Consider the following 18,658-nt stretch of genomic DNA (forward strand, 5'->3'; position numbering starts at 1 on the left):
TTTTTGGACATATTCAATCGTTTTTCCGGTTTATGAAAGATTAGAGCATAATAACTCTCCTTTTATCTAAAAGGCTAATCGTAGTTCCGTTTTTCTAATTTTTAAATTCTAAATCAAGTCGTCTTTTAAGGCACCACTTATCGGATCTTCTTCGGAAAGCGCAAGTGTGGTAAGGATGATCTCTTCGTCTCCTTTGTGAATTCTGGCCAAATAAGCGAAATCACCGTAAATCCAGCCGTAAGTTGTGCCGAAAAGTATTTCACCATTTCCTGTCACGTGCATTAAAAGATCATTTTTCAAAAGATGTACATGGCGCATATCTACGATGCCGTTTTCGGAAAGATCGCTAAAGGTTTTTGGATCCATCCAGTTGAAGTTGGATATCCAGTTGCCTTCAAGAAAATCTTTTTTCTTAACAACTTCCACCGTTGCATCTCCGAAGTTGTATTTTCCGGGACTTTCTATGTTTATTATCTTACCTTGATGATTTTTACCTGATCTTTTAAAAATTCCAACCTCTATATAATTTCGTGACAGAATTTCATCTTCTTTTTTTAGCCTGAACCAAATTTTTTTAAGCCCTATTTTTTTTGCCTTCAAAGATTCTTTTACATGTGTTATTTTGCCGGTCAAATTCATTTCTTTCACGACTTTGTCTTCTTCAAAATCAATCTCAAGATCGAATTTCCCAGATATATTCGAATAATTTGAAATGGTTATATCAAAATCTATTTCCTCATCTTTGTAAAAGTTGTATCTTTTCAATCTGGGTATTATAACAATATCAGAATTTATCCATTTAAGCAGTTCAAATCCCCACTTTGGTCTTCTGTGCATATCAAGTAAACCATTTGCCTCCCAAAAGATGTCTGTAAATTCAGTTATAACGTATCCTTTTATTTTATCGTGAAGGCGCATCTCTTCAATCTGGTACTTCAAAGCGTTGAATTGTTCCTTTTGCGCTAAAATGGCAAATTCTTCGTAATTTTTAAAATGCCTCGAAAGGGATGAATTTAAAAAGCGATCCTCGACTCCGTTTGGAATCGTTTCTTTTATATCTCTGAATGATCTATCCATTCTTTTGACATCCCGTATGAAGGCAGGAAGACCCCAAACTCCAAATTCCGAGATCATTTTTGGCTCTTGCCCGTTCTCTTTTGAATCTCCATATGTTGAAAACGTCTTGAAGGTACCCGATGCAAATCTCGAAAGATCTGAATTCCAGTCTTCAAAATGATCCAGAGATTTGTAAAAATGAAAATCGTTGAGATCGCTTTCGATGTGAAAATTATTGCAACACGCGGAATTATCAACGACAAGTCTGTTTCCAATTATTCCTTTTGATTTGCTGTATATTTCGTTCATCCATTCTCTTTGCTCTGCCTTTGAAAGATCGACTCCCCAACTTTCATTTATGATCGTGAATATAACAAAAGACGGGTGGTTATAATCTCTTTTTATTATCTCGAATAAAGTTTTTTCATACTCTCGAATTGATTTTTCACTGAATTTATCGAAATTCGGAACTTCTTCCCATATCAAAAGACCAACTTCATCTGCAAGATCTAAATATCTTTTATCAGGCACTTTGATATGGCATCTCAAAAGATTTAGCCCCATCTGCTTTGCCTTCAAAAATTCATCTCTTAGATAACTGATCGATGGCGTTGTGTATAAAGTAACGGGATAAAAATCTTGATCAAGAGCGCCCCGTATAAAAATTTCCTTCCCGTTTAAGAGTATCTTGCCATTCACCGATTCAATATCTCGAAATCCGATCTTAGATTCCCAAAGATCTATAACCTTGTCTTCAATCAATTCAAGTTGGAGCGAGTACAGTTTTGGATTGTCCAATGACCATGGAATAATCTTATCAACAGAAAATTCAAAAATAAAATCCTTGGAATCGAGAAGATGCGATTTATCGATCAAGACCTTTTCTTCATCTTTCAGGATAACTCTTATCTTTGAATTTGCTTTATCTTCTAAACTTCCATGGATTTTCAGTGAATGTTTAAGATAAGATGCGTCTACATAGAGTTCATCAAAAAAGTTTCTTCCTTTTTCCGTTATATAAACATCTCTCCATATCCCGCTTATATTTCCGTACCAGTTCGGAATTCCGTTCTGCTTTCCGTGTAAAATATCGGTCGCCATCTCTTCTTCCAAATCATGGACCTGAACGATAATTTCATTTTGTCTCTTCAAAAACTTTGTTATTTCAAAAGAAAAAGGAGTATAGCCGCCATCGTGAGACCCAAGAAAATTACCGTTAATAAAAATATCTGCATGATAATCAACGGCATCGAAGTTGAGGAAATATCTTTTTTGAGGATCAAAATCGATAGCAAAGTCTTTTTTGAAGAGCATATATTTCTTGTGATCAAAAAATTCTTCAACACATGATGGGATTTCGATCTGATCCTCAAAGATACCTTTAAAATTCGTTATTTTATTTTCCGATGTGAAGAATTTCCATGTACCGTTTAAAGATAACATATGATTTCCTCCTCGTAAGGCTCATTTAAAAAGAGGGGAATCGTTCTTACTCCCCTCTTTCAAAAAAATATCTTCTTTTTTTATTATTTAAGATGCACATTCAATCCCATCAATTCTCCACCATATAAACCTGCATATCCCATGAATTCACTGTAGGTGTATGGATCAGATTCATTTGGAAATCCTGTGAAGTTACTCTCGCTCCATTCTCCAAACATTGTTCTATTTGTCAATGGAATGAATGGAAGATCCATCAACATAATGCGTTCAATTGTATATATGGCCTCTTTCTGAAGTTTTAAATTACTTGTTGATGAAAATACCTGCAAAGCTGATGTAACAAGCGGGTTTGTGTAACGTGAATAATCAGAAATAGCTGTTTGTCCTATTGGTGCTGAAAATGCCGGATTGAATTCGCTATAGTAAAGGTAGTATGGAGAAGGGCCAATGCCAGCTCCTGAACTTATTGCCATGTCAAATGTTCCACTCATTAACGAGGTCATGTAAGTAGATCCCGCTTCTTGATCTATTACCGTATATATGCCAACATTTTTAAGATTTTCAGAGATTATCTGAGCCATTGTTATAAAATCTGTGGCACCAACTGGAACGAGAATCTTGAAAGTTGGCAATGCTTCTCCATTAGAACCAACAAGTTGGTCATTTGAATTCTTTTTGAATCCTATCGAAGTTAACAAATCTTGAGCTTCTTGTAAATTATAAGATCCCAATTCGGACGCAAGAGGTGTTAAAGTTGGATCCATCCATTCGTCAATTTGAAGAGGAATTATTCCAGTTGGATTTGCAGTTCCCCCTACGTTGTAGTACGCTTTTTCTTCAAGTGAACTCTTGTTTATGGCAAAATTTATAGCTCTTCTAAATACCGGATTGTTAAATGGATATTTTAAAGTGTTGAATAACAGAATGTTTATGCTATAAACTGGCCACCAGTATTTGTTAACAGAAGGATTTTTGTTTGCCCATATCTGTTGAATATTTGGAATAAATGCTCCTACTAAATCTGCTTTATTCGCTAAAAGCATTTCAAGTGCTGTTGTGTTTGATAAAACAACGGTATAAGCAATGTTGTCTATGTAAGGTTTTCCTTTCATCCAGTAATTAGGATTTTTGGTAAGAGTTACAGTGTTGTTTGGTACATTAACACTTTTAACTATAAAAGGTCCTGTACCAATTGGTTCAGGGTTATCCCATTCTGAAGGATTTTTGACAGATGCCCATATATGTTCAGGAATTATTGGTCTAGTAGCTAAATTAAGTAAAAATGAAGTATTTGCTTTATAAAAAGAAAAAATCACGTCATCACCTGTCGCTTGGACACTTTCAAGATATGATGATGGTGCCCAAATGCCACTTAAATCAATTGATGGATTCTGTTTTAAATAGTTGAAGGTGAAAACAACATCATTAGCAGTAAATGGTGTTCCATCTGACCATTTTACATCTTGCCTAATTTTCACCATAAGTTTGAGATCGTTATCTGACCATTTATAAGAGGTACCCCAACAGAGCTGTTATCCCGAAAGCTACTAAAAGCATTATGTAACCTTTATATGTTCTCATGCTTATCACTCGAACTTTCTCTTTCAATCAAAACTGTATCCAAGATCTTTGTTTTTCGATCGGACAGAATTTCAAAAGATTCTTTTCCCATTTCTTGCTTTTGTATTCTCATCGTTGTCAGAGACGGAGTTATCAAGGCAGAAAACGGTATATCATCATATCCTATGACTTTTACTTCTTGAGGAATTTTTATTTTGTTCTCTTTTAACGCTTTAATAACACCGAATGCCATCAAATCGTTGTAAGCGAAGATCCCATCAAATTTCACGCTGTCACGGATCAATTCCATAACTGATTTGTATCCGCCATCTATCTCTATGCCACCTGTTTTTATAAGCCTATCGCCTATCTCAATTCCAGCCTCTTTGAGGGCCATTTTGTACCCTTCACATCTTTCTATCGATGCCGTGTTGTAAGGCTGAGCCCCTACAAAGGCTATTTTTTTGCACCCCCTTTCGATAAGATGCCGTGTGGCTCTGTATCCTCCGTCGACTTCATCGCTGTATACCATCGGAATTCCCATGGGCTCAAATTCTTTTATGTGTCTTCCGATTATGACAAATGGCACTCCCAAATTCCTTATCATGAAAAGATCGTCGTATTTTTCCTGGTTTGGGGCTATCAAGAGGCCATCAACACGCCTTTGAATAAGAGTTTGAATTGCCCTTACTTCTCTTTCATAACTTCTCGATGTGTTGGCAAGAATAATCTGATATCCCTTCTCCTGAGCCTGAGACTCGACTCCTTTTAGCACCTCGGCCCAGAAAGGATTAGCGTTGTCTTCAATGATTACGCCTATGGTATGTGTCTTTTGAAATTTCAAAGAAGCGGCAAAACGATTGGGAACATATCCCAATGCTCGTGCGGTTTCGGATATTCTTTTCCTTGTTTCTTCACTTACATCTTGCCTTCCGTTAAGTGCTCTTGATGCCGCGCTTAAAGAAACACCAGCCTTTTTTGCGACATCTTTTAAAGTAATGTAACTCATTTTTACCTCCACAATCGATTCCGGTATCGATTCCGATACAATTTATACAATTTATTTTAAGAATTGTCAAACACGATTTAAGGCGTTTAAAGACGATTTTAGGTCTTTTTCGATGAATAACAATTGTTATTTCGCTGATTTGAATTATATCAACATTTATCGATGAATATCATGAAATATTATAGTTGACAACTCATAAAAAGCCGAATGTTCATTTAATTTAAGCCGAGGACAGGATGCCTCCGAGATGGCCTCCGCAGCCTGCGAGGACCAGACATTGAGTGGGGCACCTGCCATCGCTGCGATTCGGAATTTAAAACTGACTCAGTATAAATGGATATTTGATTTTTAAAGTTAAGTTGATGTATTTTATATTCATAAAAGATGTTTTTATCATTACATTCGTGACTTTTGTTGCGTTAACGATCCATAAAGAATAATCTTTGAATAATTGTTGGTAAAATATTGGAAGTCAAAATTTTCCTTATTTTATAATGATTTGCGAATTTGCATCTAAAAGGCGATCCCGCATCACGTGCGGGATGACGTTGTTTTGTTTTTTCATCTGCTATTGGCTATTTGCCATGTGCCGCTTTTTTTAATCCCTAATCTCCGATCTCTAATGTCTTTTTGTGCGTCGGCCACCTCGCGGCATCATGCTCTCCGCCTCCGTCCGTCCTTTCCACGCGTTACTATTTTTTCTACATGTCACCGGCTACCAACCACGTGCCAATTTTTAAGTTTAATTTGCTATAATAAAAGAAACGTAAAGGGAGGAATTTAAAATGCCGGAATTCGGAAGCGCTTTTTCAGGTCTTGCAAATGATAGGAAACTCACCCATGAAGAACTTGTCAGAGCCATAAGATTTATGATAGCGGCAGAATATGAAGCAATTCAGATGTACACTCAACTTGCCGAGTCAACTGATGACAAAGTTGCCGTGGCCGTACTTAAAGACATATCGGATGAAGAGCGTGTGCATGCGGGAGAATTTTTAAGACTTCTTAAGTATTTGGACTCAAGCGAAGAAAAATTTTATGAAAATGGTACCCATGAAGTTGAAGAAATGCTCGAAAAGATAGAAGACAAGGCAAAAAAAGGCCAAAAGAAAGGTAAATAAGGAAATTTGATGCTTGTAAAAGAATTCATATCCAAAATAGAAGAAAAATTTCCTCTGTCTCTTCAACAGGATTACGATAACAGCGGAATTCAAATAGAAGGCCCCAATTTAGAGTTATCAAATGTGATAGTTACTTTAGATGTTACCGAACAATCTGTTGAAAGGGCGATTGAAACCAATGCACAAATGATATTAAGCCATCATCCAATGTTCTTTCATCCTTTAAAATCGATAAAATCTGGCAATTTCAGAGAGAGAATGATTTACCCGATTATCATGAATTCGATCAGCGTGTATTCAGCCCATACAAACTACGATGCCGCAAAAAACGGACTTAACGATTTGTTGTCTGAAAAATTAGAACTCAAAGATGTAAAGCCTTTGATGAAGATGGATGATTTTGGAAACGGAATAGGCAGGGTTGGATATATCAGAAAGCAGCCAATTGAAGAATTTGTCAATTTTGTGAAAGAAAAATTGGAATCGGATCACGTTAAATTTGCACCCGCCGAAAGCCGCTATGTAGAAAAGATCGCAATATGTTCGGGTGCCGGATCTGATCTTTTGGACAGTGTGCTTTCGTCAGATGTTGATCTTTACATAACAGGTGACCTTTCATATCACGAAATAGCGACGGCCGTTCAGTCAGGTTTGTCTTTGATCGTTGTCGATCATGATGAAACTGAAAAATTCTTTGAGGACGGAATGATAGACTTTGCGAATTCATTTGGAATTAAAACCACAAAGTATCACGAGAGATTTTATTGGATTTTATGATTTTAGAAATCCCATATTTTTTCAACATATTCCGAGGTCATGGATCTAAGAAGGGCTCCGTACGTCAATCTGAATTTCAAAATGCTTCCGATATCAAGTTCACCATTAAACTCTGTCACGTCTAAGACCATGTGATCGCTTGACGCATGTAAAACTTTTATGCCTTTTTCCAGAGGTATCATGCCGTCGGGCTGGATATCCTGTTCTCCTATTGCGATTATCGCTTTAAGTCTATTTCCAAAGTCTTCAAAGACCGGTACTCTGCCCATTGCATCTCTTCCAATTTTGCCGTAAGGAACAGATGGTTTTGTTTTTAATTCGATGATCTCGGCTTCGAGGGTGAAAGTGTCTTGTCTGAGAAAGGGAAAGGATCTGTTGTTTGTCGTATCAGTTCCAAGTATTATGGATTCTCCAAGACGATAGCCATTTATTTCTTTCGGAAGGGTATTGTTTTCGATTAGATAAATAGCCGCTGTGTTTCCACCGCTCACGATTTTGAAATTAGTCCCTTTATTTCTTATCTTTCTTGCTATATCGGAAAGCAAATTCATGTTTTCGGTATCCGGCACGACGCCACCGTAACACCCAAGATTCGTGCCTATTCCGTAAAGTTCTACGCCTTTGATTTGCGAAGCCTTGGTCACTTCATCGACGGCATTTTCAAACCAGACGCCTTCTCTCAGATCACCCACATCTACCATGTAAATGATTTTCTGGCGTTTTCCTTTATTCATGGCAATCTTGCCGATAATTTCAACTGTTTTTAATTCCGAAACAAGTGTTATGTCTACGTATTTGACCAAATCTTCTATTTCGCTTGGCATGGGAATTCTCAACAACATGAAAGGGCCATTTACACCGGCCATTTTCATTCTTTTTATGTTTGCGATTCTTGAATCTCCTATTATATCAACACCATTTTCAAGGTAAAGTTTTGCAAGGGATGGCTCACCTTTTGTGACTTTGACCACACCCGTAAGTTCGATTCCCCTCTCATGACACATCTGGGATATTTTCTTAACGTTATGAATTATGGCCTCTTTGTTTGATATAAGTCTTGGATATCCCATTTTCTCCTCCTCACTCGTATTTTATTTTTTTCCTCAAGTTCATGTCTATTTCCTTTTTTACCATGTCTTCTCTTTTATCGTAAAGATGTTTGCCGCGCGCAAGTGCTATTTCAACTTTTGCCTTTCCTTTTTCGTTAAAGTAAACTCTCAACGGTACTATGGTTAAGCCCTTTTGATCTATTTTCGAATTAAGGCGGATGATCTCCTTCTTGTGCATAAGAAGTCTTCTTCTTCTAAGAGGATCGTGATTGAAAATGTTACCTCCCGCGTATGGCGCTATATGCATGTTTTCGATGAAAAGTTCTCCGTTTCTTATTATGCAATAAGCATCGTTTATGTTCGCACTGCTATTACGCAAGGATTTAACTTCTGTCCCTTTGAGTTCAATTCCAGTTTCGAATTTGTCCAAAATTTCGTAATTATGACGTGCTTTTGAATTGGTCGTGACTATTTTCAATTATAAATTCCCTCGCTTTTTTTATAACTTTATCAATCGTCTCTTTAAGATCAACTTCCTTTATGCTGCATCCCGATGCCCTTATATGGCCTCCGCCGCCAAAATAAACGGCTAATTCGCTGACATCGATGTAATCTTTTGATCTGAATGAAATATTCACCTGATTTTTGGGCCATTCTATGAATAAAATCGCAACTTCCACACCGTATATGGATCTTATTTCACCGACAAATCCGCCGGTTTCATCGTCGGTACAGTTATTTCTATCGAGCATATCGTAAGACACGTAAGCCCATGCAAGCTTCCCGTCCATATCGACGGTTAAAGTGTTAAGCATCTCCGAAAATAATTTTAACTCTTTAAGGGTTTGATGTTCAAGTACGGCTGAAGATATTTTTTGTATGTTGGCACCCTTTTCGACAAGGTTAGCGGCATAACGGAATACTTTGGCATCCGTGTTTGAATATTTGAAAAATCCCGTATCGGTTGCGATTCCGAGTAAATTTATGCCGGCCAGTTTTGAATCATATTCAATGCCCAATTTTTGCGCTATTTCGTAAACAATGACGGCCGTCGCGGCATAATTCGAGTCGTAAAAATCAAGTTTACCAAAGCCAACATTCGTTCTGTGGTGATCGAGCGTTATATCTGGTTTCCCATCTTTCAAAAGTGAAGCGCCATCGCCAATTCTTGATATTTCAGAGGCATCAACGGTGACGGATGTATCGTAATCGTATCCTTTCAATTCTTCCAATCCTTTTATTTCTGAAACACCTTCTAAATCTTGATAAAACCATGGTATGTGGTCTGCTATACATCCTTCTGCGATCTTACCCATCTTTCTGAGTATAAGAGTCAAAGAAGCAACAGAACTTATATCATCTCCGTCTGGCTTTATATGGCCAATTATCAAAAACTTCTTGCCTTTCTTAAGCCTTTCGACTATATCGTCCAATTGAACAAGCATTTAAATCATCTCCATTAACTTGAGTATCTATTATATTTCTTTTAAAAGTGAAATGTCAAATTGTTTCAAATTTTATCCCATACAGGTTTTTTACCCCTCATGAAAGATAGAATGGCCGCCGTTATGCTTATAAAAAGTGATATGTAAAAAGCGATCCTTAGATCTTGAATAAAAGTATCTATAAATATGCCTTCGGATCCGATTTGTATTCCTGCAAAAAGTGCCTGCATCGCTTTAGGCGTCATTCCTGAAGATGTAATTGCAAATGCAAGTGCTATGCTGACGACCGATCCTGCGTTGTTCATCATGACGCGGGTACCAGATGCGATACCTCTTTTATTTGCGGGAACAGATCCCATTATGGCGTTGTTATTCGGTGAATTGAACATTCCAGATCCAAAGCCCATTATCATCTGCCAAAGTATGATTTCAAAAAATGAAGTTTGTGCTCTTATAAATGTGAATCCAAAAAGACCTGCTGCCATCACAAGAAGGCCTATCGTGCTTAATTCTCTTGAACCGTATTTATCTGAAAGTATTCCGCTTATAGGGGCTGCAATCATCATAGCCAAAGCAAAAGGTGTCAACATGAGGCCTGCCTGAAAAGGATTCATGGATTTTATGCCCTGAAGGTAAAAAATGAGTAAAAATGTCAAAGCGCCATTTGCTATACCGTTGAAAAGTGTTGATGTATAAGCAAAACCAAGTAATCTGTTTTTGAAAAACGTTAAATCCAAGACCGGCTGTTTTGATATCGATTCCACGTAGATGAAAAGTGCCATCAGTATAGCACCGATGATAAATCCCAAAATGGTTGTCATCGAATCCCATCCGTAAAGTCCGCCAAAACTCATGGCCATAAGTATTCCAAAAAGTCCACCCGTCAAAGTTATTGCTCCAGGCCAATCAAATTTTTGATTTGAAGGCATTTTTTCGACTTCTCTTATTTGAAGCCAGGCCCATATTGTTCCTACGATCCCAAGCGGTACGTTGAAGAAAAATACCCATCTCCAGCCAAGTAAACTCGTAAAAAGTCCTCCGATGACAGGGCCTAAAGTAAAGCCGACGGCAACAACCATGGCATTTATGCCAAGCGCTCTTCCCAGTTCAGTGCGTGGAAAGGCATCCGTGACTATTGCGGCACTGTTTGCGACCATCAAAGCCCCTCCCACTGATTGAATGATTCTCATTAAAAGCAATTCCGGACCATTTTGAGAAAGACCGGCGAAAAGCGATGCGATCGTGAAAATTAAAAATCCCCAGACGTAAAGTTGTTTTCTTCCAAACATGTCAGCGATGCGACCAATTGCCGGTACGAGAATTGTTACGGAAAGCATGTAACTCATTATCACCCATATGACAAGGATCATCGACGTATTCAACTCTTTTGTTATGTTCGGAAGCGCTATAAGCAGTGCACTGCTATTCATGACAGATACAAAAGCACCCAAACTCGTTGCAGACAAAGCCTTCCACTTGTACTGAATTGCCATGATTGTTGCATTCCTCCTTATGTTTTTACGCTCAATCTTCTAAAACTCTTTTAAAAGTGAATTACAAAACTCGCTATCGGCGGAGGGCAGGATATCCTCTCGGTGGCCGACGCTGCGCAGCGAGGACCAGACACCGAGAGGGTACCTGCCGGAGCACATAGAGTTCACAATTAAAGTTGAATCAGTATATTTTCTCACAACTTAAATTAACCTTCCGTTGCGAATTTTGGATGAAAAGCAAAAAACTGATTTGCCGTATGATGAAGATCTAAATCGAAAGATTCTCTCTTTTTCTGTATTGCAAGGCCTCAGCGATGTGTGAAAGAGATATATTTTCGGATTTGGCGAGGTCTGCTATCGTTCTTGATACTTTTAACATCTTCTCCATTACCCTTGCCGTCAATCCCAATTTCTTTGATGCGTTTTTGAAAAAATCTTCTTCTTTTTCTCCGAGTTTGCAAAACTTTGAGACCTCAGACGCACTCATTTTCCCGTTCAATTTTCCTGATCTTTTCATCTGAATTTCAACGGCCTCCATGACCCTTTCTCTTATTTTCAAAGAAGATTCAGAGGATTTCATCGAGGTATATTTATCGTAATCGACTTTTGGAACGTCGATGAAAATATCTATTCTATCTTCTATCGGTCCCGATATCTTTTTGTTGTATCTTTCTATTTCAGGTATCGAACATGTGCAATGATGAATTCCGTCTTCAACGCCAAACCAACCGCACTTGCAGGGATTTTGCGAACCGATGAGTATGAAGCGCGCCGGATACGAATGGGTCTCTTTTATTCTTGAAATGGTGACGATGCCATCTTCTAAAGGTTGTCTCAATGCCTCAAGCACATCTCTTCTGAACTCGGGAAGTTCATCCATGAACAGCACACCGTTATGTGCAAGCGTTATTTCGCCCGGCTTTGCTCTGTCGCCACCTCCCACCATTGCCGCAAGGGATGCGCTGTGATGGGGTGAGCGAAATGGTCTGGATGTTACAGGCCCTCCGTCAAGAAGGCCTGCTATTGAATAGATCTTTGTCGATTCTAAAATTTCATCGAAAGTCATCGGCGGTAAAATTGTGGGAAACCTTCTCGCAAGCATAGTTTTCCCAACGCCGGGAGGTCCTTTCATAAGCACGTTGTGAAAGCCTGTTGCGGAAATTTCAAGTGCGCGTTTTGCGAGTTCCTGACCTCTTACTTCTGAAAAATCAACTTCATAACTGTTTTGGGCAACGCTTATGCCTTTGAATTCAATTTCATGAAATGATTCTGTCTGTGACATTATTCTCACAACCGTTTGAAGATCATCACAGGCATATATGCGTTTGCCTTTAAGCAGAGAAACTTCTGGAATGTTATCGGAGGGTATTATCGCATTCATCGAGGAGGATTTTGCTATCATGATCGGCAATGCTCCATCCACTCTTCTCAATTTACCGTCAAGACCGAGTTCGCCTATCAAAAGCCACTCTTGATGCACTTCTATTTTACCTGAGGCCATAAGAATCGCTATCGCTATGGGAAGATCAAGCAACGTGCCTTCTTTCTTCGCATCTCCAGGGGCAAGATTGACGGTTATGTAACCATGTGGCACTTCAAAACCGCTGTTTTTTATCGCACTCATGACTCTTTTCTTGCTTTCTTTTATTGCCGTATCGCCAAGACCGACTATTTCCAATTCCTGTCTGACGGATCTCATGTTGAGATCGGCTTCAACTTCAACATTGAGCACATCGAGTCCTGCGAGAATCGCACTTTTAACCTTTGAGTAATGCAAGTGAAACCTCCCCCTTTCTCAAAGATTATACACTATAACCAAGGAGGTGCAATTGTGAATTGGATCAATTTTTTGGAAGCCGTTATAATCATAATAGCGGTTTATTTGCCTTTACTTTTGGGAAAAAGCAAGAAAAATGAGGAAAATCTCTTCTGGGCGTCTATGGCTTCTCTTACCCTTGCCATAGTTGCAACTTTTGTGACCGGCAACGCAAACATGGGAAATTTCAACTTTTCAAGTGCTTTACCGATAATTGTGGCACTTATCGCCGGATTTATATCTTATGGAATTCATGATCTGAATTTCAAACTTCAAAGTACAAAGTTATCTCCTATAACCTGGCTGATTTTTATTCCGGTAACTGAAAACTTGGTTTTCAGGCATATAGGTCTGTTTTACACCTCTGAATGGGTTTTTAAGATACAGATATTGGCGTGGTATTTAACGGTTAACGTGCTTCTCTTTGCCATAATAGCAGCCTTAATTTATTTTTTCATATATTTAAAAAATGGATTAACCCAGGCTCTTGTCGAAGCCGCGATATTTTTTGTGATTGGATTGATAGCCGGCTACATTTACGTGAATTATGGCCTGCTAATGGCAATTGTTTCCGAACTTGTCTTCAACCTTTGGAGGGTCATATTTGGCATGTTGCACGCGAAAATCAAGGAATCTGCCTGATCAGCCATGATGATAGAGTCGATCCGACGGTCGGAAAGATCGCCGATGAGATAGCACTCGCATACTGTGTGGCGGCAACGTAATTTGGGAAAACACCCGCAAAAAGGCTGAATTGACTTCCATACTGGATATCGAAGGCCGGTATATTTTGACCTCTTAAAAGGTTAACTATCTTTAACACTCTGTCCGAGTATGGAGATGAAAGAATTTGGATGGAGAAGGTCGAACCGCCGGCAGCCGGATAGGCGAGAAAATATTGTTTGTTCATTTGAGTTATTTCGTAAAAATCGTTTACCGACAAAATCGGAATGAAATCTTCCAAATTTGTTGCCGTCACAGTGTTCAGGGGAAATGACGGAAGTGTTCTTGGCGCGTTTTCGAATAAGATAGAGTACTGCATGAAAGGCTTGGAAAGTTTTACAGGATTTATTTCTGATTTGAGAGTTGTGAGTTCACCGGAAAGTGCCTGAATAGTCGTCGTGTTGTTTGATATCTGGGTTTTAAGGGTTTGAACCGTCATATTTAGGCCGCTAAATAGAACCAAAAGAAAAACTGACAGTACAAGAATCACTATTTCGTAAATCGACATTCTATCACCTTCCTAAATTCAAAGATAATTATAACATTGACATATTATATACCAAACAAAATTCAAATTCCGAATCGCTTTTGCTTGACTGCTTACTTGTTGCCGATTACTCGTCACCGTTTTGTTTTTTCCTTTGATTTTTTGGAATTACAACGGTAAAGGTAGATCCCATCGTGTATCTTGATTCAACCTCTATTTTTGCGTTTATTATGTTAGAAAGATGCTTGACAAGCGCGAGTCCTAATCCCATACCTTTTGCGCTTGTTTCAGATGAATTTGAAGCCCGATAAAATCTTTCGAAGATCCTTGGAATTTCTTCTGCCTTTATGCCTATTCCGTTATCTTGAACGGATAACTTTATTGAATCTTCATCTTCCACAACTGAGATTTTAACATCGCTATCGGGATGTGAATACTTTATGGCGTTAGAAAGCAAATTCGTGGTTATCCTGTAAAGTGCCATTCCATCTGTGTAAACGAAGAGATTTTCAGGCACATCTAAAATCACGTTTATGTGCTTCGCCTTGCATCTGTAATCCATTTCTGCCCTTGCGTCTTCTGTCATTTGGTAGATGTTGACAAGCGAGAAGTGAGGAACGTATGATTTCATCTCGAGTTCGCTCAGCGAAAGCAGTTGATCTACGAGCTTTTCAAGTCTTTTAAGTTGTGCCATAGCCCTTTCGATACGATCTGCTTTCATTTTTTCATCCATTTCAGGATCTTTTATCATGGTGAGGAAGCCCTCGATTATTCCGAGAGGAGTCATGAATTCATGTGAAACGGCAGAAACGAAATCCGCTTTTGCACTTTCGAGCATCTTCACAGTGTTCAAATTTTCGAAGATCCATACCACTATTTCATCGTCTTTGAAAGTTGTTACTTTACATTCGATCTTTGTGGTGCCGAAATAAACGGGAAGTTGTTCGGTAAAAACAGAATCTTTAAGTGCGCTTTGCAAAGCGGCATCAATTTTGGAAAAAGAAATAACATCCGTGATTTTAACACTTCTTTGGAATGAAACTTTGAACAATTTGACTATCGCTTCGTTATGATCCACCACGTTGAGATATCTATCCGTTGATATTATTCCTTCACTCACAAAATCAATTATTCTCATCGTTTGTTTCTCCGATATCGCCTAATTTGTATCCCACTCCTCTTACCGTTTTTATAATCGATTCTCCGAGTTTTTCTCTTATTTTGCTGACGTGAACGTCTACCGTTCTGAATTCACCGAAGAAATCCATTCCCCAGACCTTGTCAAGGATCTCTTCTCTTGTGAACACCTTGGCGGGATACGCTATAAGCAATTTCAAAAGTTCGAATTCTTTGTTTGTGAATTCTATTTTTTCTCCCTTTTCGTTCGTTGCGGAATAAGAATCGAGATTTATCAATTTTCCATTATATTCAAAAGTCCTATCTGACGTTTTTTCGGATGTCGATCGTCTCAAAACGGCTTTGATGCGGGCCAAAAGTTCGTATTGGTTGAAAGGTTTTGTGACGTAATCATCGGCTCCAAGTTCAAGACCGAGTATCTTATCTATATCCGACCTTCTTGCCGTGAGTATTATAACCGGTACATCGATCTTTTTTGCTTTCATCGTTTTAAGCGCATCCATACCAGATCCATCCGGAAGACCTATATCCAGCAAAACAAGGTTGAAGTGGGAGGATGAAAGTTTGTCCCACATCGTCGAGATGTCTTGCGCGACATCGCATTTAAATCCGCCGTTTTTTAAGGTGTAGGCGATTATTTCGGCCATATCCTCTTCATCTTCGACTATCAAAATTCTATCCATTTTCTCATCTCACAAAAGCGTATACAATTCTTTGCCAAGGATCATGTAAGTCGTCTCCTCGCATATGTTGGTTGAATGATCGGCCACTCTTTCTATCGATCTCGAAACGATTATGAGCCTTTCAGATTGTGCTATGGCCTCTTTTGAACACTTTTTGGCCACTATCTCCTCAAGATCATCGGCGACTTTGCGGTCCAGATAATCGACTTTGTCGTCCATTAACCATATTTTTTTCGCAAGTTCAACGTCTTCTTCAAAATATGATTTCATAGCACCTGAAAGCATTTCTTCGGCTATTTGAGCCATCTTCGGGATATCGACAAGCGGCTTTATCAAAACTTTGCCTTCCATGAATTGAGTTACCTGTGCGATATTCACAGCCTGATCGGCAACGCGTTCAAGTTCACTGGCTATTTTCATTGCCATTATGACGCGCCTGAGATCGGATGCAAGAGGATGAAATCTTAAAAGTATTTCGTAAACTAACTCTTCTATTCTTCTCTTAAGGTTATCTATCTCGTCATCGCCTTTTATCACATTTTCAGCGATCTCCACATCGATTATTTCAAGAGATTTTGACGCAGATTGAAAAGACCCAAGCGATAAACTGAACATCTCGTTCAATTTTATTTTCAAAACATTCAACTCTTGTTCGTAATTTGACAGCCTTAAATTATCACTTTCCATACATCCTCCTAACCATACATTCCCGTAAGATAATCGTCAGTCAATTTCTCATTGGGAGCATTCAAAATCTTTTCAGCCTTGCCAAATTCAACGAGTTTACCCATGTAAAAAAAGGCTATATAATCGGCTATTCTTGCGGCCTGTTGAATGTTATGGGTAACTATCAAGATGGTTATTTCTTTACTTATCTGTTCGAGTACTTCCTCGATTTGCTTTGTGGCAAGCGGATCTATCGCCGATGTCGGCTCATCGAGGAGTAGGATTTCAGGCTTTATGGCCAAGGCTCTCGCAATACATAACCTTTGTTGCTGACCTCCTGAAAGTTTGTAAGCATTCATTGAAAGTCTATCTTTTACCTGATCGTAAAGTGAAGCGGCTTCAAGGGACGACTTAACCGTTTCATCGAGGATTTTTCTTTCTTTTACGCCATGTATCTTAAGTCCAAAGACAACATTTTCATATATCGACTTTGGAAACGGGTTTGGCTTTTGAAAGACCATTCCTATCTTTTTTCTCAATTCTTCAACGGGATAGTCGTTTGAAAGTATATCTTTGTCATCAAAAATTATACTCCCTTTGTGGCTGAAATCATCAAATCTGTCGTTCATCCTGTTTATCGTCCTTACAAAGGTTGATTTTCCGCACCCAGAAGGACCTATTATGGCCGTTATAGACTTAGCAGGTATTTCGAATGAAATCGAATCAAGTATTTGCTTTTGTCCAAAGTAAACCGATAAATTTTCTATTTTCAAATCAACATCCATTTTATCCCTCCTTCACGAATTTTTTCTTGTTTTCGATCTGAATATCACGATGGCAACGTTCATAAGAGCGATCAAAGTGATAAGCACAAGTGCTATTCCGTAAGCGAAATTCGTGCTTGCCGATATGTTTATGCTTGTCGTCATAAGACCGTATATCATGTAAGGCAAAGCCATAAACTGTTGATTTATGGCCGTTGGATAGTGTGCAAGATAAAGCGTGGCACCGGTGAAAAGTATTGGAGCCGTTTCGCCGGCTATTCTCGCACTTGCGAGTATAACGCCGGTCATGATTTTGGAAGCGGCAACTGGAAAAACGACAAGCAAAGCACTTTGCCATTTCTTTGCGCCAAGCGAGTAAGAGGCCTCTCTCAAATCATTTGGCACATCTCTCATGGCATTCTCGGTTGTCATTATTATGATGGGAAGCGCAAGTATGGAAAGCGTAAGAGCAGAACTGAGAATTGAAAGGCCAAATTTGAACAGAACTGCGAAGACGGCCAGTCCGAAAAGCCCATGAACCACGGATGGAACGCCGGCAAGATTTGCAACCATCATCCTTAAAACGTTGAATATCTTACCCTTGCTTCTGTACTCGGAAAGATAAATTCCTGCCAGAATTCCCACCGGAACGGGCAGCCTCAATATTTGCCTTCATACCGCTTATGGCCACTTCAGAGATATCCGGACTGCTTTCAAGATAACCAAGTCCCACGTATCCTATGGCCCTTTTGTTACCGGCAACGGATCTGATAACTTCGGCATTTGAGGCAACCGTTAAAGCGCCTGGTTTGACCAACGCACCTCTCATAACCTTTTCCGCCCACACCTCAAAGGTGCCGGAACTGTTGTCTCTCGTTACAACCACGATCGACATGTCAGGGCCTCCAACCTGAGACCAGTTGGTGATCTTTCCATCGTATATCTGCTGAAGTTGATCGAGAGACAAATTTCTAACAGGATTGTTAGCGTTAACCACCGGCGCTATTGCATCGTAAGCAACTACGATTGGAAACGGAAAGAAGCCCTTTGAAATCGCGGACTTTATTTCAGTGTCGCTCATCCATCTCGACGAATCTGCGATATCGGCAAGTCCATCGAGTAGGGCCTTTATGCCATTTCCGGAACCATTGCCGACGACTGAAACGTTGACATCCGGATTGAGTTTCATATAGGCCTGGGCCCATTGCTGGGCTATTGGAAGCACGGTTGTAGAACCGACAACTACGATCTTTGTCGATGCGAAGGCAGAAAAAGCAAGCGCAGAAACCAAAAGCACAAACAAAATTTTTTTCATTCTTAAATCCCTCCTTTTTTGTCTAACTCGATTCTAAGTCCAAAGTTTTATCACAGTTTTATCTGAATTTAAATTCTTTTGAAAATCACGCAAAATTCAAATCTCGTATCATCG

Annotated in this window: 17 protein-coding genes and 1 pseudogene; 3 read left to right on the forward strand and 15 right to left on the reverse strand. The window is 39.1% G+C overall.

The features are described from left to right. Nucleotides 1–108: 108 nt before the first annotated feature. From ACP5NR_RS07075 to ACP5NR_RS07085, 3 genes and pseudogenes are all read right to left on the reverse strand, one after another. Nucleotides 109–2,499, reverse strand: coding sequence for a glycoside hydrolase family 2 protein (locus tag ACP5NR_RS07075; protein ID WP_428006187.1), 2,391 nt, complete (start codon nt 2,497–2,499; stop codon nt 109–111). 83 nt (nt 2,500–2,582) lie between these two features. Then, nucleotides 2,583–4,004: pseudogene (locus tag ACP5NR_RS07080) on the reverse strand (ABC transporter substrate-binding protein); the annotation flags it as partial. Between the two features lie 62 nt (nt 4,005–4,066). Further along, nucleotides 4,067–5,068: a LacI family DNA-binding transcriptional regulator gene (locus ACP5NR_RS07085; protein WP_428006188.1), complete on the reverse strand. Its 1,002-nt coding sequence runs from the start codon at nt 5,066–5,068 to the stop codon at nt 4,067–4,069. A gap of 785 nt (nt 5,069–5,853) precedes the next feature. Between ACP5NR_RS07085 and ACP5NR_RS07090 the strand changes: the two genes are divergently transcribed. Both ACP5NR_RS07090 and ACP5NR_RS07095 read left to right on the forward strand, forming a co-directional pair. Continuing rightward, nucleotides 5,854–6,189: a ferritin family protein gene (locus ACP5NR_RS07090; protein ID WP_428006189.1), complete on the forward strand. Its 336-nt coding sequence runs from the start codon at nt 5,854–5,856 to the stop codon at nt 6,187–6,189. A 9-nt stretch (nt 6,190–6,198) separates the two neighbouring features. Further along, nucleotides 6,199–6,966: a Nif3-like dinuclear metal center hexameric protein gene (locus ACP5NR_RS07095; protein WP_428006190.1), complete on the forward strand. Its 768-nt coding sequence runs from the start codon at nt 6,199–6,201 to the stop codon at nt 6,964–6,966. A gap of 2 nt (nt 6,967–6,968) precedes the next feature. On the opposite strand, the gene ACP5NR_RS07100 is transcribed toward ACP5NR_RS07095, so the two are convergent. The 5 genes from ACP5NR_RS07100 to ACP5NR_RS07120 form a co-directional block, all read right to left on the reverse strand. Beyond that, complete coding sequence (locus ACP5NR_RS07100) at nt 6,969–8,036, reverse strand: alanine/ornithine racemase family PLP-dependent enzyme (protein WP_428006191.1); 1,068 nt, start codon at nt 8,034–8,036, stop codon at nt 6,969–6,971. A 10-nt stretch (nt 8,037–8,046) separates the two neighbouring features. After that, nucleotides 8,047–8,493: an SsrA-binding protein SmpB gene (smpB, locus tag ACP5NR_RS07105; RefSeq protein WP_428005505.1), complete on the reverse strand. Its 447-nt coding sequence runs from the start codon at nt 8,491–8,493 to the stop codon at nt 8,047–8,049. After that, a complete protein-coding gene (locus ACP5NR_RS07110; RefSeq protein ID WP_428006192.1) occupies nt 8,456–9,460 on the reverse strand; it encodes a DHH family phosphoesterase in 1,005 nt (334 codons plus the stop codon). The genes smpB and ACP5NR_RS07110 overlap by 38 nt, the downstream gene beginning before the upstream one ends. A 65-nt stretch (nt 9,461–9,525) precedes the next feature. After that, nucleotides 9,526–10,956, reverse strand: a complete 1,431-nt coding sequence (locus ACP5NR_RS07115) for an MFS transporter (RefSeq protein ID WP_428005516.1) — start codon at nt 10,954–10,956, stop codon at nt 9,526–9,528. Between the two features lie 265 nt (nt 10,957–11,221). After that, entirely contained in the window at nt 11,222–12,730 is a 1,509-nt protein-coding gene (locus ACP5NR_RS07120) for a YifB family Mg chelatase-like AAA ATPase (RefSeq protein ID WP_428006193.1), read from the reverse strand. Nucleotides 12,731–12,784: 54 nt separating this feature from the next. On the opposite strand from ACP5NR_RS07120, the gene ACP5NR_RS07125 reads away from it, so the two are divergent. Continuing rightward, nucleotides 12,785–13,411, forward strand: a complete 627-nt coding sequence (locus tag ACP5NR_RS07125; protein ID WP_428005508.1) for a hypothetical protein — start codon at nt 12,785–12,787, stop codon at nt 13,409–13,411. Here the strand turns inward: ACP5NR_RS07125 and ACP5NR_RS07130 are convergent. The 7 genes from ACP5NR_RS07130 to ACP5NR_RS07160 form a co-directional block, all read right to left on the reverse strand. Beyond that, nucleotides 13,395–14,000, reverse strand: a complete 606-nt coding sequence (locus tag ACP5NR_RS07130; RefSeq protein ID WP_428005509.1) for a hypothetical protein — start codon at nt 13,998–14,000, stop codon at nt 13,395–13,397. The two genes, ACP5NR_RS07125 and ACP5NR_RS07130, sit on opposite strands and share 17 nt — an antisense overlap. 106 nt (nt 14,001–14,106) lie before the next feature. Continuing rightward, on the reverse strand, nt 14,107–15,117 hold the full coding sequence (locus tag ACP5NR_RS07135) for a sensor histidine kinase (protein ID WP_428006194.1): 1,011 nt from the start codon (nt 15,115–15,117) through the stop codon (nt 14,107–14,109). Beyond that, on the reverse strand, nt 15,104–15,799 hold the full coding sequence (locus tag ACP5NR_RS07140; protein WP_428005511.1) for a response regulator transcription factor: 696 nt from the start codon (nt 15,797–15,799) through the stop codon (nt 15,104–15,106). The genes ACP5NR_RS07135 and ACP5NR_RS07140 overlap by 14 nt, the downstream gene beginning before the upstream one ends. 9 nt (nt 15,800–15,808) lie before the next feature. Next, on the reverse strand, nt 15,809–16,486 hold the full coding sequence (gene phoU, locus ACP5NR_RS07145) for a phosphate signaling complex protein PhoU (RefSeq protein WP_428005512.1): 678 nt from the start codon (nt 16,484–16,486) through the stop codon (nt 15,809–15,811). An 8-nt stretch (nt 16,487–16,494) separates the two neighbouring features. Continuing rightward, a complete protein-coding gene (gene pstB, locus ACP5NR_RS07150; protein WP_428005513.1) occupies nt 16,495–17,250 on the reverse strand; it encodes a phosphate ABC transporter ATP-binding protein PstB in 756 nt (251 codons plus the stop codon). Nucleotides 17,251–17,262: 12 nt separating this feature from the next. After that, nucleotides 17,263–17,874 (reverse strand): phosphate ABC transporter permease PstA, encoded by a 612-nt coding sequence (pstA, locus tag ACP5NR_RS07155; protein ID WP_428005514.1) that lies wholly within the window; start codon nt 17,872–17,874, stop codon nt 17,263–17,265. Further along, nucleotides 17,825–18,544 carry a PstS family phosphate ABC transporter substrate-binding protein gene (locus ACP5NR_RS07160; protein ID WP_428006195.1) on the reverse strand — a complete coding sequence of 240 codons (720 nt, stop codon included), beginning with the start codon at nt 18,542–18,544 and terminating at the stop codon, nt 17,825–17,827. Before ACP5NR_RS07160 ends, pstA begins: the two co-directional genes overlap by 50 nt. Nucleotides 18,545–18,658 lie beyond the last annotated feature (114 nt).

Origin of the sequence: Athalassotoga sp. (assembly GCF_049965695.1) — a bacterium.
Classification (GTDB): Bacteria; Thermotogota; Thermotogae; order Mesoaciditogales; family Mesoaciditogaceae; genus Athalassotoga.

What these genes read in the sequence shown, in the direction of transcription:
- ACP5NR_RS07100 (WP_428006191.1), bottom strand. Translation starts at nt 8,036, where the DNA reads ATGGGATATCCAAGACTTATATCAAACAAAGAGGCCATAATTCATAAC.
- ACP5NR_RS07075 (WP_428006187.1), bottom strand. Translation starts at nt 2,499, where the DNA reads ATGTTATCTTTAAACGGTACATGGAAATTCTTCACATCGGAAAATAAA.
- ACP5NR_RS07140 (WP_428005511.1), bottom strand. Translation starts at nt 15,799, where the DNA reads ATGGATAGAATTTTGATAGTCGAAGATGAAGAGGATATGGCCGAAATA.
- ACP5NR_RS07090 (WP_428006189.1), top strand. Translation starts at nt 5,854, where the DNA reads ATGCCGGAATTCGGAAGCGCTTTTTCAGGTCTTGCAAATGATAGGAAA.
- pstB (WP_428005513.1), bottom strand. Translation starts at nt 17,250, where the DNA reads ATGGATGTTGATTTGAAAATAGAAAATTTATCGGTTTACTTTGGACAA.
- ACP5NR_RS07110 (WP_428006192.1), bottom strand. Translation starts at nt 9,460, where the DNA reads ATGCTTGTTCAATTGGACGATATAGTCGAAAGGCTTAAGAAAGGCAAG.
- ACP5NR_RS07135 (WP_428006194.1), bottom strand. Translation starts at nt 15,117, where the DNA reads ATGAGAATAATTGATTTTGTGAGTGAAGGAATAATATCAACGGATAGA.
- ACP5NR_RS07160 (WP_428006195.1), bottom strand. Translation starts at nt 18,544, where the DNA reads ATGAAAAAAATTTTGTTTGTGCTTTTGGTTTCTGCGCTTGCTTTTTCT.
- ACP5NR_RS07130 (WP_428005509.1), bottom strand. Translation starts at nt 14,000, where the DNA reads ATGTCGATTTACGAAATAGTGATTCTTGTACTGTCAGTTTTTCTTTTG.
- ACP5NR_RS07085 (WP_428006188.1), bottom strand. Translation starts at nt 5,068, where the DNA reads ATGAGTTACATTACTTTAAAAGATGTCGCAAAAAAGGCTGGTGTTTCT.
- ACP5NR_RS07095 (WP_428006190.1), top strand. Translation starts at nt 6,199, where the DNA reads ATGCTTGTAAAAGAATTCATATCCAAAATAGAAGAAAAATTTCCTCTG.
- phoU (WP_428005512.1), bottom strand. Translation starts at nt 16,486, where the DNA reads ATGGAAAGTGATAATTTAAGGCTGTCAAATTACGAACAAGAGTTGAAT.